Genomic DNA, 13,030 nt, shown 5'->3' on the forward strand with positions numbered 1-13,030 from the left:
TGGAGACAGCCTAACTCAAACCAGACACTGCTCCAGGCCCTGGAGGAAAATATCTTTCGGCAAGTCGATGCCGATGAACACCATCTTGGAGTTTTTCTTTTCCCCCGCAGCCCAGGCCGGCCCGAGGTCGCTGCCCATCAACTGGTGCACCCCCTGGAAGATCACCTTGCGGTCCGTGCCCTGCATATTGAGCACGCCCTTGTAACGCAGCATGCGCGGGCCGTAGATGTTGACGACGGCACCCAGAAAGTCCTCCAGCTTGGCCGGGTCAAAAGCGCGGTCCGATCGAAACACAAAACTCTTGACGTCGTCATCGTGGCGGTGATGATGGCCGTGCCCGTGGTCATGGGCATGCGAGGGGTGATCGCAGTGCTCGCCCTCCGCATGGTCGTGCCCGGCGTGGTCGTGCTCGTCAGCCTTGAGAAAGTCCGGGTCAATGTCGAGCTTGGCATTGAGGTTGAAGCCGCGCAGGTCAAATACATCGGCAATAGCTACCTCGCCGAAATGCACGGCTTTTTGCGGCGCGCGCGGGTTCATGTGACTCAAGCGGTGCATCAGCGCCTTCACCTCGCTATCTGCCACCAGATCAGCCTTGCTGATGAATATCTGGTCGGCAAAACCGACCTGGCGGCGCGCCTCCTGGCGGTCATTGAGCTGGGTGGCGGCATGTTTGGCGTCCACCAGCGTGAGGATGGAGTCCAGCAGGTACTGCTCGGCGATTTCCTCATCCATGAAAAATGTCTGCGCCACCGGGCCGGGGTCGGCCAGCCCTGTGGTCTCAATCACCACGCGGTCAAAGTCCAGCAAGCCCTTGCGCTTTTTGGTAGCCAGCAGCTGCAGCGTCTCGCGCAGGTCCTCGCGGATCGAACAGCAGATGCAGCCGTTGTTCATCTGGATGATGTTTTCCTGGGTGTCGTTCACCAGAATCTCGTTGTCGATGTTTTCTTCACCAAACTCGTTTTCAATCACCGCAATCTTCTGGCCATGGGCCTCGGTCAGGATGCGCTTGAGCAGCGTGGTTTTGCCGGAGCCCAGAAAACCGGTCAGGATGGTCACAGGAATCAAACTCATGGGGACTGCCTCGGAAAAAGCGGGGTGAAAAGATACGGCGGGCGCGCGGCCGGAGCAGGGAGTTTAGCGGTCAGGTCATAGCCCTGATGCCAGGGCATGAATAGCCAAGGCGTCCGTTTGACTCTACAGGGCGTGTCAAGCCCAGCAGCGCTTCACGCGCCAAGTATGCTCCTTTTTTGATAGCTGCTTACCCTTTACTGACCTGGGCCAAAGCCATTTTTCGCTTGGAAATTACTTTCTGAGCAGCACCAGACCCTTGAGGTACTCGCCTTCCGGAAAATTCACGGTCATCGGGTGGTCGGGCGCGCCGCCCAGGCGTTCGGTGATAAACGCGTCGACCCCGGCGTCGATACCCGCCGAAGCCACAATCTTGTGGAACAGGTCGGCGCTGATGCCACCCGAGCAGGAATAGGTGAACAGCACCCCGCCCGGTGCCAGGACGGACAGCGCAATACGGTTGATGTCCTTGTAGGCCCGTGCCGCGCGTTCGGCATGCGCCACGGTGGGCGCAAACTTGGGCGGATCCAGCACGATGGCGTCGAAAGTCCGGCCCTGCTTGAGGAACTCACGCAATGAGGCATTGACGTCGGCGTCCCGCATGGTGGTGCGGGATGCGTCAAAGCCGTTGAGCGCGACGTTGGCCCTGGCCCGCTCGATGGCCGGTCCCGACGAGTCAATCGAGGTCACATGCGCGGCGCCGCCGGCCAGCGCCGCGACCGTGAAGCCGCCGGTGTAGCAATAACAGTTGAGCACGTTCTGGAACCGCAGGCGGCGCGCATGGTCAGCGAACTTGCGGCGGCTGTCGCGCTGGTCCAGGTAAAAGCCGGTCTTGTGGCCTTCGGCGACATCCAGGCTCAGCTTCCAGCCGTGTTCGGTGATGGTGATGCCGGTATCACCCGAGCCAGCTATCCAGCCTGTCGCCTCGGGCAAACCTTCGAGGGAGCGCACACTGGCATCCGAGCGCTCATACAGGCGCGTGAGTCCGGTCGCCTGGAGCAGGGCGTCAACAATCACACTTTTCCAGCGCTCCACGCCGCAGCTTGAAAATTGGGCCACCAGCGTGTCGGCATAACGGTCCACCACCAGTCCGGGCAAGCCATCAGATTCGCCGTGAATCAGCCGCACGCCGTCGCTTTGTACGTCAAAACGGCTTCTGGCCCTTATGGCCTGTGCAATACGCGCTATAAAAAATGAAGCGTCGATGCACTCGGCTTCGTCAAAACTCCAGACCCGGGCACGTATCTTCGAACTCGGGCTGAACGCGGCCCAACCCAGGAACTGGCCGTCGTGACCCTCTACGCGCACTGTTTCGCCCGCCTCAGCGCCGCCTTTGGCAATTGCACCGTCAAATATCCAGGGGTGGTGGCGCAGCAGGGAGCGCTCCTTGCCTTCTCTGAGTCGTATTGATTTCATGCGGCTATTGTCGTGGCTGGCTCTGTCGCATTGAAAAGACCGGTGAACTATGGTGTACTTGCGGGTTTGTCACATTTTGTTATTTTCCGGCACATGACTTGTTTGGGCGACTCCGTTGGCATAGGCCATCTTGAAAACCGCAACCGCGCTTGCGGGCGCGCACTTGCGGCTGCCGCCATGGTGCTGGTCTGTGGACTGGGGCTGGGACTGGTCAGCCCGGTCGCCATGGCTCGCACCGTGCTGGATCTTTCCAGTACGGCACTTCCCGTCGAGTTGATGGATTGGGGCGACTACCGGCTGGAAACCGACACCACGCTGCCAGCTGCCAGCGTTGCCGCCGGCGGTGATTCTGGCTGGCAGCCGACCCGATCGGGACTGATCTACCCGCTCGCGACAGGGCAGTCGCTGTGGATCCGCTTCACGCTGCCACCAGCGCCGGACGCGGAACGCTGGTACCTGGAGATTCCTTATCCGTCGGTCAACCGCGTGTCGCTTTTTACACTGGATAGCGCTGGCCAGTGGAACGAGCAGAGCGCCGGCGATACGATCGCCGTCAATGCCTGGCCCGTCCCGCACCGCCATCCGCTTTTGCCCATAGGCGTGTCTGCCGAGGAGCCAAAGAAATATCTTGTGCTTATTGAAAATTCACACAGCTTCAGCGCCCCACTGCGCTTTGTCAGTGAAAGTTACCTGAGCCGCAGCGAGCAGCGCACCTCGCTGATTTTGGGGATCTTCTTCGGGCTGGCGGGACTGGCGGTGATGTTGGCAGCGCTCAGCGCCGTGTCGCTGCGCGACACAGCCTATGGTCTCTACGTCGTGAGCGTGGCACTGATGGCGCTGACGCAGGCTGCAATGACAGGTATTGGCGGCCTGCACCTCTGGCCCAAACTGCCTGCCTGGAACGATTTGTCGTCGCTGGTGCTGCCAGTGCTGACGGTGGCCTCGTTGCTCTGGTTCTCCTCTGCCGCGGTGTCCATGCCGGCACGGTCCCGCTCGCTGCACCGTCTCCTGCTGGGTCTGGGCGGCCTGGGCATCGTCGCGAGCGCAGGCATCGTTGTCATCGAGCCTTCGCACCGCTTTCAGCTCGTGGTGTCTTACATTGTCATAGCGATGATCACCGCCGTCCTGGCCCTGCTCTGGGCCCGACGGCGCGGTGATCGCTACGGCGGCTGGCTGCTGCTCGGCGGCCTGCCGTTGCTCGCGCTTTCAGTCTTTCCACTGGCCCGTCTCAGTGGCCTGATTCCCGTCAGCTTTCTCACGATGTACGGCATGCAGATCGGCATCGCGATTGAGTTGCCGATTGTCATGGTGATCCTGATGTTCCGCAGTCAGCTCCGCCGCGAAAACCTGCGAAGAATCCAGGGTCTGGACCGGGTGGACCCGTCCACCGGACTGATCAATGAAGCCGTGTTCACAGAACGCCTGGCGCGCATGATGGCCCGCGCAGGACGCTTCAAGCACCAAAGTGCGGTGCTGCTGATTGACCTGGTCAACACAGAGCAGGTGCAGCGCGACTTTGGCCGCCGGGCGGCAGAAGAGTTGCCCCTGCGGCTGGCGGCGCGGCTGTTATCGACGGCGCGGGAGATCGACAGTGCTGCGCGCCTGAGCGAGCAGCGCTTTGGCATGGTGGTAGAGGGGCCGATGACCGCCGAAGAGGCGGCCACGCTGGGGCCGCGCATTGTGGCGCGCTGCCTGATGCCCTACAAAGGCCTGCCCGAGGCCTGTGTGGCCCAGGTGCGGGTAGCCTACGCGCTGGTGCCACGCCAGGGGCCCAGCCCCGAGATCGTACTGGCCCGCCTGGCGCAGCGGTTGACCAACATACCGGCCGAAAGCAAACGGGCGGTGTTCATGGTGCCGGATTACAAGGCCCCCACGGTCGCTCACTACGTGTAGCTCCCTGCCCCCCGAGGGGGCCGCTGCGCCTGCGGACTGGCAAAGCCAGATCCGCGGCCCCTGCTTGGCTGAAGAGCTCCCACATTCGCTCAAACTTTGCTTTTTGGGACGGACTTGCTGCCAGCCACGGTTGCGCGCGGATGCGCGGCGTCGTAGACCTTGGCCAAGTGCTGAAAATCCAGCCGGGTATACACCTGCGTGGTGGTGATGTTGGCGTGGCCCAGCAGCTCCTGCACCGCGCGCAAATCGCCGCTGGACTGCAACACATGACTCGCAAATGAATGCCGCAGCATGTGTGGATGCACCGGCGTGGCCAGCCCCGCCTGTAGCGAGCGCTGCTTGAGCCGCACCCGGATGTGCTGCGGCGTGAGACGCGTGCCGCGCTGGCTGATGAACAGCGCCGCGTTGTCACCAGCCCATGCGCTGCGCACGGTCAGCCAGGCCTGCAACGCCTCCAGCGCCTTGCTGCCCACCGGCACGCTGCGCCGCTTCGAGCCTTTGCCCAGCACATGCGCCTCAGCCGCCTGCAGGTCCACCCAGCCGCGCGCCTGGCTGCTGGCCACGGCGTCCAGCCCGGTCAGCTCGCCGATACGCAGGCCGCAGCCATACAGCAGCTCGGTGATGCAGTGGTCTCGCGCCTGCAGCGCCGGATCGGCGTCGCCCGGCCCTGCAAAAGCGGCCAATTGCACCGCTTCATCCACGCTCAGGGCCTTGGGCAGGGGTTTGGCCGCCTTGGGCGCGCGCAGATCCTGCACCGGGTTGCTGGCGACCAGGCCCTCGCGCCCCAGCCAGGTGTAAAAGCCGCGCCAGCCCGACAGGATGAGCGCGATGCCGCGGCCGCTGCGACCACCGCCGTGCATCTGCGCGACCCAGCGCCGCATGTGCATGTTTTGCACGCCGGGCAATGTCACGCCGGCCTGGCGGCAGTGAGCCTGCAGTTTTTGCAGGTCCAGCGCGTACAGCTCGACCGTGCGCTGGGCCAGGCGTTTTTCAACCCGCACATGTTCGAGGTAGCGCTCGACCAGCGGGTCGTTGTCATGTACCGCCTCCGGCATGGCAGCGTCAAGCCTGCTTGGGTTCGGCGCCTGCCCGGCCATGGTGCTGCGGGCCTGGGTTAATCGGCGTGGGGCCGCAGACGCGACAAGGCCGCACCGGCGAGCTCGCCGATCCGTTCGAGAAAATCAGTGCCCATGCCGGCGCTGAAGCGCTCAGGGTCCGGCGAGGCCAGCACCAGCATGCCAAAGGCTTGTGGCGACTTGCCGGGACGCAGCGAAGGGCCGCCCCGAGCAAGTTCAGCCCCCTCGGGGGGCAGCGAAGTACGCGAAGCGACAAGCGTGGGGGCCATCGAACGCAGCGGGATCAGCGCCACCGACATCGCCTGCGCCGGGTCGGGCAGCCAGCTGACGGCCTCGAAGCCGGAGTTGATGCCGCAGTACGGCGCGGTCAGTGACGAGGCAAAGGTCTGTGTGTCCTCGCTGACACCGGTCGAAAAATCTTCCATCGAAAAGATGCCGTTGACGTGCCAGACCTTGATCGCCGCCTGCGGCACGCCAAACTGCGCCTGGATCTCGCGCACGATGGTGTCGGGCAGGTCGCGTGCGTGGGCCGTGAGCAGCAGGTTGAGCGTGCATTGCTGCAGCTTGTCGGCGATGCCGACGTTTTCGTTGCCGTAGCGGATCATTTCAACCACCTTGGCCTCCAGCCCCTTGATCTTGTCGCGCAGCATGCCGGCCTGGCGCTCCTGCAGGCTGACCGCGCGGCCGCCATGGCCGCTGGACAGCTGCACCGTCGCGAGCAGCTCGGCGTGGCGCTCGAAAAAGTCCGGCGTGTTGGCCAGAAAGTTGGCAATGTCGTCTTCGGTGATCGGGTTGTGGATGGAGCGTTCGCTTGGATTCATGTTCTTGGTTTTTCCGTTAAGTCGACAAAATCTGCAGGTTCAAAGGTGGTCAGGGACTTCTATCGAGGCGTCAAACACCGTGGTGGCCGGCCCGGTCATCAGCACCGGCGCCGTCTTTGCATCCACGCCGCCTTGCCACTCAATGGTCAGCGTGCCGCCATGTGTCAGCACATCGACCCGCGCGTCCAGCAGGCCCAAGCGTATGCCAGCGACCACCGCCGCGCAAGCCCCGCTGCCGCAGGCCAGGGTTTCGCCGGCGCCGCGTTCATAGACTCGCAGGCGGATCTGGCTGCGAGAGACGATTTGCATGAAACCGGCGTTGACCCGGCGCGCAAAACGCACATGGCCCTCGATCAGCGGCCCGTCCTGCAGCACAGGCGCCGCCTCCACATCGTCCACCAGTTGCACCGCATGCGGGTTGCCCATGGACAGAACCGCTATAAAAACAGGAGCTTCTTGCGCCTGTCCGGCAAGGGTCAGGGGCCATTTTTGCCATGAATACACGCCTTGGGGCGTCAACCCGGTCGCGTCGAAAGGCACACGTTCCGGCTCAAAGATGGGCGCACCCATGTCCACCGTGACGCGGCCGTCCGGCTGCAGGCGCGGCTCGATCACGCCGCTCAGGGTCTTGACGCGCACGCTGTCCTTGTTGGTCAGCCCCTGCTCGCGCACAAAACGCAAAAAGCAGCGCGCGCCGTTGCCGCACTGCTCGACCTCACCGCCGTCGGCGTTGTGGATCACGTATTCAAAGTCAATGCCCGCCTCGCTGGCCGGCCGCACCGACAAAATCTGGTCAGCGCCTACGCCGAAGTGGCGGTCCGCCAGAAAGCGGTACTGGCCGGGCGTGAGGTTCAATCGCTCGCGGGTCTCGTTGAGCATGACAAAATCATTGCCTGCCCCCTGCATCTTGGTAAATCGGATCAGCATCCCCGCATTATCCGCCGAGGCTGCAGCCCATCGGCACAACAGAAAGACACCCATGCGCATCCCCGACTGGACCCCCGCCCTCAAACCCCAACCGCAAGACCTGGTGGACGCCATCCTGAAACGCCGTGGGGGCACGCTGATCAACCTCGACAAGGCGCTGCTGTGGAGCGAGCCACTGGCGCGCGCCTGGAACGTCTACCTGGGCGCAGTGCGTACCGGCCTGCCGACCAGCCGCAAACTGCGCGAACTCGGCATCTGCACGGTGGCGCTGCTGACCGGCGCGGCCTATGAATACAAGCACCATGCGCCGGATTTTTTGACCGCTGGCGGAACGCAAGCAGAGCTGGATGCGTTGAATGTGCTGATCAAAGCCGATGCACGCGTCTCAGCCGATCACCCCGCGCTGGGCGAAGTCGAGCAATTGGTAGTGCGTTACGCCGCGCAGATGACGCTGGACGTGAAGGTCAGCGACGACGTGTTTGAAGGCCTGCGCGGGCACTTCGACACCACCGAGCTGGTCGAGCTGACCAGCGCGATTGCCACCTACAACATGGTTGCGCGGTTTTTGGTGGCGCTGGGGGTGTCGCCGGAGGAATAAAAAGGGGGCCGCGATAGCCCCGTTTTGTCACCCGCACGGAGACATGAAAAAACCGCCTGCAGGCGGTTTTTTCATTGAAGCTCAAGCCGCTTTTCTAGCCGCTCTATTCGCTCGACAAGCCTGTCATATCGAGTGTGTTGCGTCGCGCTCTCGGTGTACATGTCGCCCAAGTCGCGCTTGATACCGCCAACTGCGGATTCCAGGTTCGCCAGGCGCTGCTTGATTTCGCGCGCATCCTCTTTCACCGCGCCTACGTCGGTACGTATGACTCTGAGGTTCTCCAGGATGAGGTTTTCGACGTTTTCCACCGGTTCAGTTTACTCCTTTACAGGTTACATCAGTAGTGTCCTTTTTAATCAATGCCGAAACGCCGCAAAGCCAATGCTGGTGCGGGTTACGAACGATTCATGGGCGTCCACGATTTGAATTTGAATCTCGGCGCCTGAGACATTCTGCAGCTTAGGCATGGGCTGGTTCGGGCACCGTGAACATGGTGACGACCGGGTGGCCCATAGAGGGAATTGGAAATTCGGTGAGCTACAAGACTGTGGCCTCCTTGAGGTTCGCCACTGCTTCTTCGACCGTTTCCCCCTGCGCAGTGGTACCGGTCTCGGGATTGAGTGCGACGAAACCACCTTCTTCGGCGTGGGTAAGGACTGCAGTTAGCTCCATGAACGTACTCCTGGTTTGACAGCGCCCCATTGTCTCGCGAACCGAACTGCAGCGCCCAACGTTGAAGTCACCCGCGCTGCGCGGCTTTATCGCTCAGCGCCCGTGTGGACTGCCGTTAGGCTGTATGCGTGATTGCAAGACCTGACCCCCTGCTGCGTGCGCGATTGCAAGGCGTGACCCCCTGCTGCGTGCGCGATTGCAAGGCGTGACCCCCTGCTGCTGCTGGTGATCCTCTGCTGGTGAAATGCTGCTGAAAAGTGTGATGTCAAGACTTGACCCCTTTCACTTCCTTTGGGGGAGTCGGTTCCGGTAGCTGGGAGTAAAGGGCTTCGACGATCTGTTTTGTGGCGAGTACGCAGGAAAGCGCTTCGCTACGAAGCACTACTGGGTGAGACATGACATCGTGCTTGCTCGGATGGAGGATACGATTTCCGGTGAAGCGAACGGTTTCCATCGACGAAGACAAGCTCGGAAGCACTACAGACACTTCTTGCTGGAGATCCCAGAGCGACTTGTCTTCTCGTCTACCCTCGGTAGTGACGCTCACAAGTTCGATGCCAAGGCGACTTGCGTTGGCCTTCATTGCGTACTCGACGAGAGAGCGAGATAGCGCGATGGCGGCAAGCCACAGACCGAAGGTGAAGGCTCTATAGACTTCTGTCAGTCGGTGCCGCGCGAGGTCGCGCAGTGAGTCAGTTCGGCGATCAATGAGAACCGGGCGCAGCAGGCGAAGGTTCTGCGCCCATCGATCAGGTTGGAACCACGGTGTCTGTACGACTTGGATTGCACCGTCTATGTTGAAGCCACGTTCGTACCACTCGTGCATCCACTCAAATTCGCCTTCCTCGTTGTCGCGAGAATCTCGCCACCGTTCCAAAGCAAAGGCCAGCGCTTGCAGCCGATATGGTTTCGGGTTTGCATCATCCGTCGTTTCGAGAATGTCCAGAAACTCGCCGAGACCAGCAGCCTTTAGATGGGCACGCTGGATCGCAGGCCCGTGCTCGACTACGATTTCGTAGTAGTTGTTGCGGTGCGCCGGTGGTACAGACAAGAGCGGCGGGTCGGCTAAGTCGGAAACGAGTTCAGAAAGAGTTCGGTCAACATCGTTGATCTGACGATTCAGCTTATTCAGCAGCTCGACTATTCGGTCAAGCTTCGGGCCAGTTGCGAACTGAAAATGGTCAAGCTCATCAAAAGTGGTCAACGCGAGCAGTTCATCGAACGCCTGCTTCGCGAGGGCGAGTGTGACGTTCAGTTGATCGGACATGGTTTGCGCGCGGTTGTTGATGACGCCGTACATTTGAATTCACCGGCCCGAAAGGCTTTTCGTGCAAGGCCGGTGGAATGATAGGTTGGGCCTCGCGGGGTCATTGCACTGACGAACCGAATAACACGTTTTTTAATCGCGCGATGTCAGCACGTAGCTGACTAACGCCGCTGAGCTGAGGCACCCCAAGAAAGTCAAGGTAGTCGACCTCAGCCTCTGTCACGAGCAACTTTAGAAGCAAACAAACCCAATCCTCACCGTCAATCAGTTGTTTGTCATCCAGCAATAGACGCCCCGTATTTGCAAACTCAAGTCGCGCATAAAGCCACATGCTTTCACGCCGAAGAAAATTCTTCACTTCTTCTACGGAACCGTGTTCGTCAAGCAAGGGTTTGAGCGATTGCGTGATTAGGGAATCGGCGTAGTCCCACAAACCCTGATTGAGGGGATGGCGGACTCCATTGCCAACCTCATCGTGATACGACTCAGTACTAACAAAAAGAGAGCGCACTGGTGCGTAGGCTTTAGCCTCTTCGAGCACCCAGCGCCGACATGCGAGCTTTCGATCAGCTGAATCGACGACAGCGGAAATTCTGTTTAGAACAACGCGCATCATCTCGTTTCTTAGGGACTCGGGCTGCTGCTGGAGAAAATTGCTAGTCGTAGTGTTTTTGCTGTGTTCGTCGTCAATGAACGACATGTGAACCTGGAGCATTATCTGTTTTGTCCACTCGTCATTTTCGACTTGACGACGCCATGCGAAAGACGGGGCGATTGTTCTCAAGATGCGGTTCATGAATGTCATTCAGTGTTTCCTTGTTGAAACAATCTACCCAAGCGACCGTTTAGTCCAACTTTGATGTATCCCGCAAAACTGCGCAATAACATGGCGAGTGGTCACATAATATGGCGCCCGCCAGCTTTAAACCATCTTTGTTTTCATGGAGTTACGTCAATACGCGGTGCACGGGGTCAGGTATATTCTTTCTCACACAATCGCCGTCCCCGGTCTATGTCTGCCTGCTCGCCCGCGACACCCCGCATGTTATGACAAGGCACCCACCCCTCGCAACGCCAGCAACTCCTGCATCAACACCAGCAAGGGCACAGGCTCAATGCCCCCGGTCATGGGGAATTTTGCATTGGCGCTGCTTACAACGATGCGGCGGGTCGCCACCACGTCATCGCATGGAAGATGAAAACCCCGGCTTACCGTGGGCGCGCTGGAGCGTTTGCTTTCTATGGCCCAGACCTTGTTACCGGGCAGTTCAAGCAGCAGGCCAATTTCGGCATCTCCTTCGTAGAACGAGGGCCTGCGGTCTTGACCCCAATGTAAAACATCGTTTGACATCAACAAAGCAAACGACTATAGTCTCAAAGACCGCCTCACTCTTTACCGCACACCACCATGCAAGTCTCTTTACGCAAACTAGGCAACTCCACTGGCCTCACCTTCCCGCCCGCGTTGCTGCGCGACCTGGGATTGGTCGCAGGGCAGATCGTCACCTTGGACAAAACAGCGGATGGCAAGCTGCTGCTGAGCCCGCAACGCGAGCGCCGCAAATACACAGCGGCTGAACTCAACGCGCAGTGCAAACCCAAAGCGCCCATGCCTGCGGACCTGGTGGCCTGGGAGCAGATGCGGCCCATGGGCAACGAGGCGCTTTGATGCGCCGCACCAGTACCCAGCAAGGAGGCATCGTCATGATCACCGTGGATCCGACGGTGGGCGGCGAGATGCGGGGCACGCGTCCAGTGCTGGTGTTGTCGAACCAGGATTTCAACCAGGGTGGGCGCGCGCTGGTGGCGCCCATCACCCAGGGCGGAAATTTTGAGCGTGTGGCCGGATGGGCCGTCACGCTGATGGGTTGCGGTATTGCAACCCAAGGGGCCGTCGTCATCAGCCAGTGCCGGGTGCTTGATCTGGCAGTGCGACGTGCCAAGCGTATTGAAACGGTGCCCGCAGATGTGCTGGATGAGTGTCTGGCCAAGCTGGAGGCGATTACCGCGCGCTGACAGAATTGAAGGGTTATTTCACGCTCCACAAACCAAGGCGCGCGCGTTGGCTGGTGGTCACGGCCAGCGGGCGCAGGCGTTCACCGTCAACGCGGTACCAAACGACGCGGACCGGCTGCACCATCCCACTGCCACAAGGCCCCGTCCCCGGTGAGCGCAATCGTTGCCGTGTCGCCCGCGGCCACCGCCATCACGTTGCCGAGCAGCTTCTTCGGTTGCACGCCGAAGCCCTCGCCCCAGACCCACAGACTGCCATCGGCACGGATCGCGGCCGAGTGACGCGAGCCCGTGGCGATCGTCGCCGCCGCGTCGAAGATGCGGCCCCAACTGTCGGCTTTGTCGCCCAGGCCGTGTGACGACAAGGGGCCAAAACGATTGCCACCGGTGCCCATGACCCCACCGTCTCGGCGCAGGTACAAGGCGTGCCCGGTGTGCGCCTTCACGGCCACGGCATCGTGCGCCGTGGCCACGAATTCGCTGGTCGCCGAAAGGCGCCCGTCGCCATACTGGCCGCGATGCGCCAGCCCCTTGACATAGAGCGTGCCGTCGCGCGTGACGTAGTAATCGGCACCGTCGCCGATGCTCGCAGCCACCACGTCGGCGGCGACGCGCCGCACGGCGACACCAGCCGCCCGGCCGTACCACAGCACCTGCGCCCGGTCGATGGCGAACCAACCTGAGCGCCCCGCAGCGAAGCTGGCCACGCCTTGCATCAGCAGCGCGGCCTGCGCCGGCGCTTCTGACCAGGTCAGGAGCGAGCCGTCCTTGAGCAAGGCGAAGTACGCGTCCTGGCTGACCCCCACCTGCACCACGGTGTCGCGCATGCGCTGCGGCGCGCCGCGGCCGAACCAGCCATAGGCTACGCCGGCCAGCAACGCCATGTGGCGCTCGTAGTAAGACGCCAGTTCAGGTCCGGAGCTGTCGGCGCGCGCGATGGGGCTGGACATGAGCGTGACGAGCCAGAGAATCAGGACGACTACAGCGCGCGGTGCCATCGCTGGTTGGCGCAGCTCAGAGCTTGGCGCCGGCACGACGCAGCATATCGGCGATGGCGCGTTGCCCGCGTTGCTCGGCATGCGCCAGCGGCGTCACGCCCTGCGCGTCGGCGAGTTGCAGCTTGGCGCCATGCGCGATAAGCAGGCGCACGATCTGGGTATGGGCCGCGCCGCCGTCACCCAGGATGATGGCCTCGAGCAGCGCAGTCCAGCCCAGGCGGTTGACATGGTCGACGTCGATCGACGTCTTCAGCAACTCGCGCACCGTCTCTACATGGCCA

The 13,030-nt window shown here is 61.5% G+C and carries 16 protein-coding genes; 4 read left to right on the plus strand and 12 right to left on the minus strand.

The annotated features are described in order from the left end of the window. Positions 1 to 15 precede the first annotated feature (15 nt). Both ACESMT_RS02630 and ACESMT_RS02635 read right to left on the minus strand, forming a co-directional pair. Positions 16 to 1,071, minus strand: a complete 1,056-nt coding sequence (locus tag ACESMT_RS02630; RefSeq protein ID WP_372824975.1) for a GTP-binding protein — start codon at positions 1,069 to 1,071, stop codon at positions 16 to 18. A 231-nt stretch (positions 1,072 to 1,302) separates the two neighbouring features. After that, a complete protein-coding gene (locus tag ACESMT_RS02635) occupies positions 1,303 to 2,484 on the minus strand; it encodes a class I SAM-dependent rRNA methyltransferase (protein WP_372824977.1) in 1,182 nt (393 codons plus the stop codon). A 102-nt stretch (positions 2,485 to 2,586) separates the two neighbouring features. Here ACESMT_RS02635 and ACESMT_RS02640 point away from each other — a divergent pair, with 102 nt between their 5' ends. Further along, positions 2,587 to 4,377 carry a 7TM diverse intracellular signaling domain-containing protein gene (locus tag ACESMT_RS02640; RefSeq protein ID WP_372824979.1) on the plus strand — a complete coding sequence of 597 codons (1,791 nt, stop codon included), beginning with the start codon at positions 2,587 to 2,589 and terminating at the stop codon, positions 4,375 to 4,377. Between the two features lie 89 nt (positions 4,378 to 4,466). Here ACESMT_RS02640 and ACESMT_RS02645 read toward each other — a convergent pair whose 3' ends face one another. Genes ACESMT_RS02645 through dapF form a run of 3 tightly spaced genes read right to left on the minus strand, consistent with a single transcriptional unit; the run spans position 4,467 to position 7,201 of the window. Further along, positions 4,467 to 5,432: a tyrosine recombinase XerC gene (locus ACESMT_RS02645; protein ID WP_372824981.1), complete on the minus strand. Its 966-nt coding sequence runs from the start codon at positions 5,430 to 5,432 to the stop codon at positions 4,467 to 4,469. A gap of 59 nt (positions 5,433 to 5,491) precedes the next feature. After that, positions 5,492 to 6,274: a DUF484 family protein gene (locus tag ACESMT_RS02650; protein ID WP_372824983.1), complete on the minus strand. Its 783-nt coding sequence runs from the start codon at positions 6,272 to 6,274 to the stop codon at positions 5,492 to 5,494. Positions 6,275 to 6,313: 39 nt separating this feature from the next. Next, complete coding sequence (dapF, locus tag ACESMT_RS02655) at positions 6,314 to 7,201, minus strand: diaminopimelate epimerase (RefSeq protein ID WP_372824985.1); 888 nt, start codon at positions 7,199 to 7,201, stop codon at positions 6,314 to 6,316. 52 nt (positions 7,202 to 7,253) lie between these two features. On the opposite strand from dapF, the gene ACESMT_RS02660 reads away from it, so the two are divergent. Continuing rightward, positions 7,254 to 7,799: a carboxymuconolactone decarboxylase family protein gene (locus tag ACESMT_RS02660; RefSeq protein ID WP_372824987.1), complete on the plus strand. Its 546-nt coding sequence runs from the start codon at positions 7,254 to 7,256 to the stop codon at positions 7,797 to 7,799. Positions 7,800 to 7,870: 71 nt separating this feature from the next. Here ACESMT_RS02660 and ACESMT_RS02665 read toward each other — a convergent pair whose 3' ends face one another. The 5 genes from ACESMT_RS02665 to ACESMT_RS02685 form a co-directional block, all read right to left on the minus strand. Beyond that, positions 7,871 to 8,107, minus strand: a complete 237-nt coding sequence (locus tag ACESMT_RS02665) for a hypothetical protein (RefSeq protein WP_372824989.1) — start codon at positions 8,105 to 8,107, stop codon at positions 7,871 to 7,873. Positions 8,108 to 8,336: 229 nt separating this feature from the next. Next, entirely contained in the window at positions 8,337 to 8,471 is a 135-nt protein-coding gene (locus tag ACESMT_RS02670) for a type II toxin-antitoxin system HicB family antitoxin (RefSeq protein ID WP_372824991.1), read from the minus strand. A gap of 265 nt (positions 8,472 to 8,736) precedes the next feature. Beyond that, positions 8,737 to 9,771 carry a hypothetical protein gene (locus ACESMT_RS02675; RefSeq protein ID WP_372824993.1) on the minus strand — a complete coding sequence of 345 codons (1,035 nt, stop codon included), beginning with the start codon at positions 9,769 to 9,771 and terminating at the stop codon, positions 8,737 to 8,739. A gap of 67 nt (positions 9,772 to 9,838) precedes the next feature. Further along, the gene (locus ACESMT_RS02680) at positions 9,839 to 10,543 is read right to left on the minus strand and encodes a hypothetical protein (RefSeq protein WP_372824995.1); all 705 of its coding nucleotides are present in this window, start codon (positions 10,541 to 10,543) and stop codon (positions 9,839 to 9,841) included. 240 nt (positions 10,544 to 10,783) lie between these two features. After that, positions 10,784 to 11,089 (minus strand): hypothetical protein, encoded by a 306-nt coding sequence (locus ACESMT_RS02685; protein ID WP_372824997.1) that lies wholly within the window; start codon positions 11,087 to 11,089, stop codon positions 10,784 to 10,786. 57 nt (positions 11,090 to 11,146) lie between these two features. Here ACESMT_RS02685 and ACESMT_RS02690 point away from each other — a divergent pair, with 57 nt between their 5' ends. Together ACESMT_RS02690 and ACESMT_RS02695 are read left to right on the plus strand one after the other, a co-directional pair. Next, complete coding sequence (locus tag ACESMT_RS02690; protein WP_372824999.1) at positions 11,147 to 11,407, plus strand: ChpB-ChpS toxin-antitoxin system antitoxin; 261 nt, start codon at positions 11,147 to 11,149, stop codon at positions 11,405 to 11,407. After that, positions 11,407 to 11,754 (plus strand): type II toxin-antitoxin system PemK/MazF family toxin, encoded by a 348-nt coding sequence (locus ACESMT_RS02695; RefSeq protein WP_372825001.1) that lies wholly within the window; start codon positions 11,407 to 11,409, stop codon positions 11,752 to 11,754. Before ACESMT_RS02690 ends, ACESMT_RS02695 begins: the two co-directional genes overlap by 1 nt. Positions 11,755 to 11,840: 86 nt before the next feature. On the opposite strand, the gene ACESMT_RS02700 is transcribed toward ACESMT_RS02695, so the two are convergent. Both ACESMT_RS02700 and ACESMT_RS02705 read right to left on the minus strand, forming a co-directional pair. After that, the gene (locus ACESMT_RS02700) at positions 11,841 to 12,749 is read right to left on the minus strand and encodes a hypothetical protein (protein WP_372825003.1); all 909 of its coding nucleotides are present in this window, start codon (positions 12,747 to 12,749) and stop codon (positions 11,841 to 11,843) included. 16 nt (positions 12,750 to 12,765) lie between these two features. Further along, the coding region (locus ACESMT_RS02705) for an ankyrin repeat domain-containing protein (RefSeq protein WP_372825005.1) at positions 12,766 to 13,030 on the minus strand (265 nt) is incomplete at its 5' end.

The organism is Polaromonas sp. (assembly GCF_041689105.1).
Classification (GTDB): domain Bacteria; phylum Pseudomonadota; class Gammaproteobacteria; order Burkholderiales; family Burkholderiaceae_C; genus Polaromonas.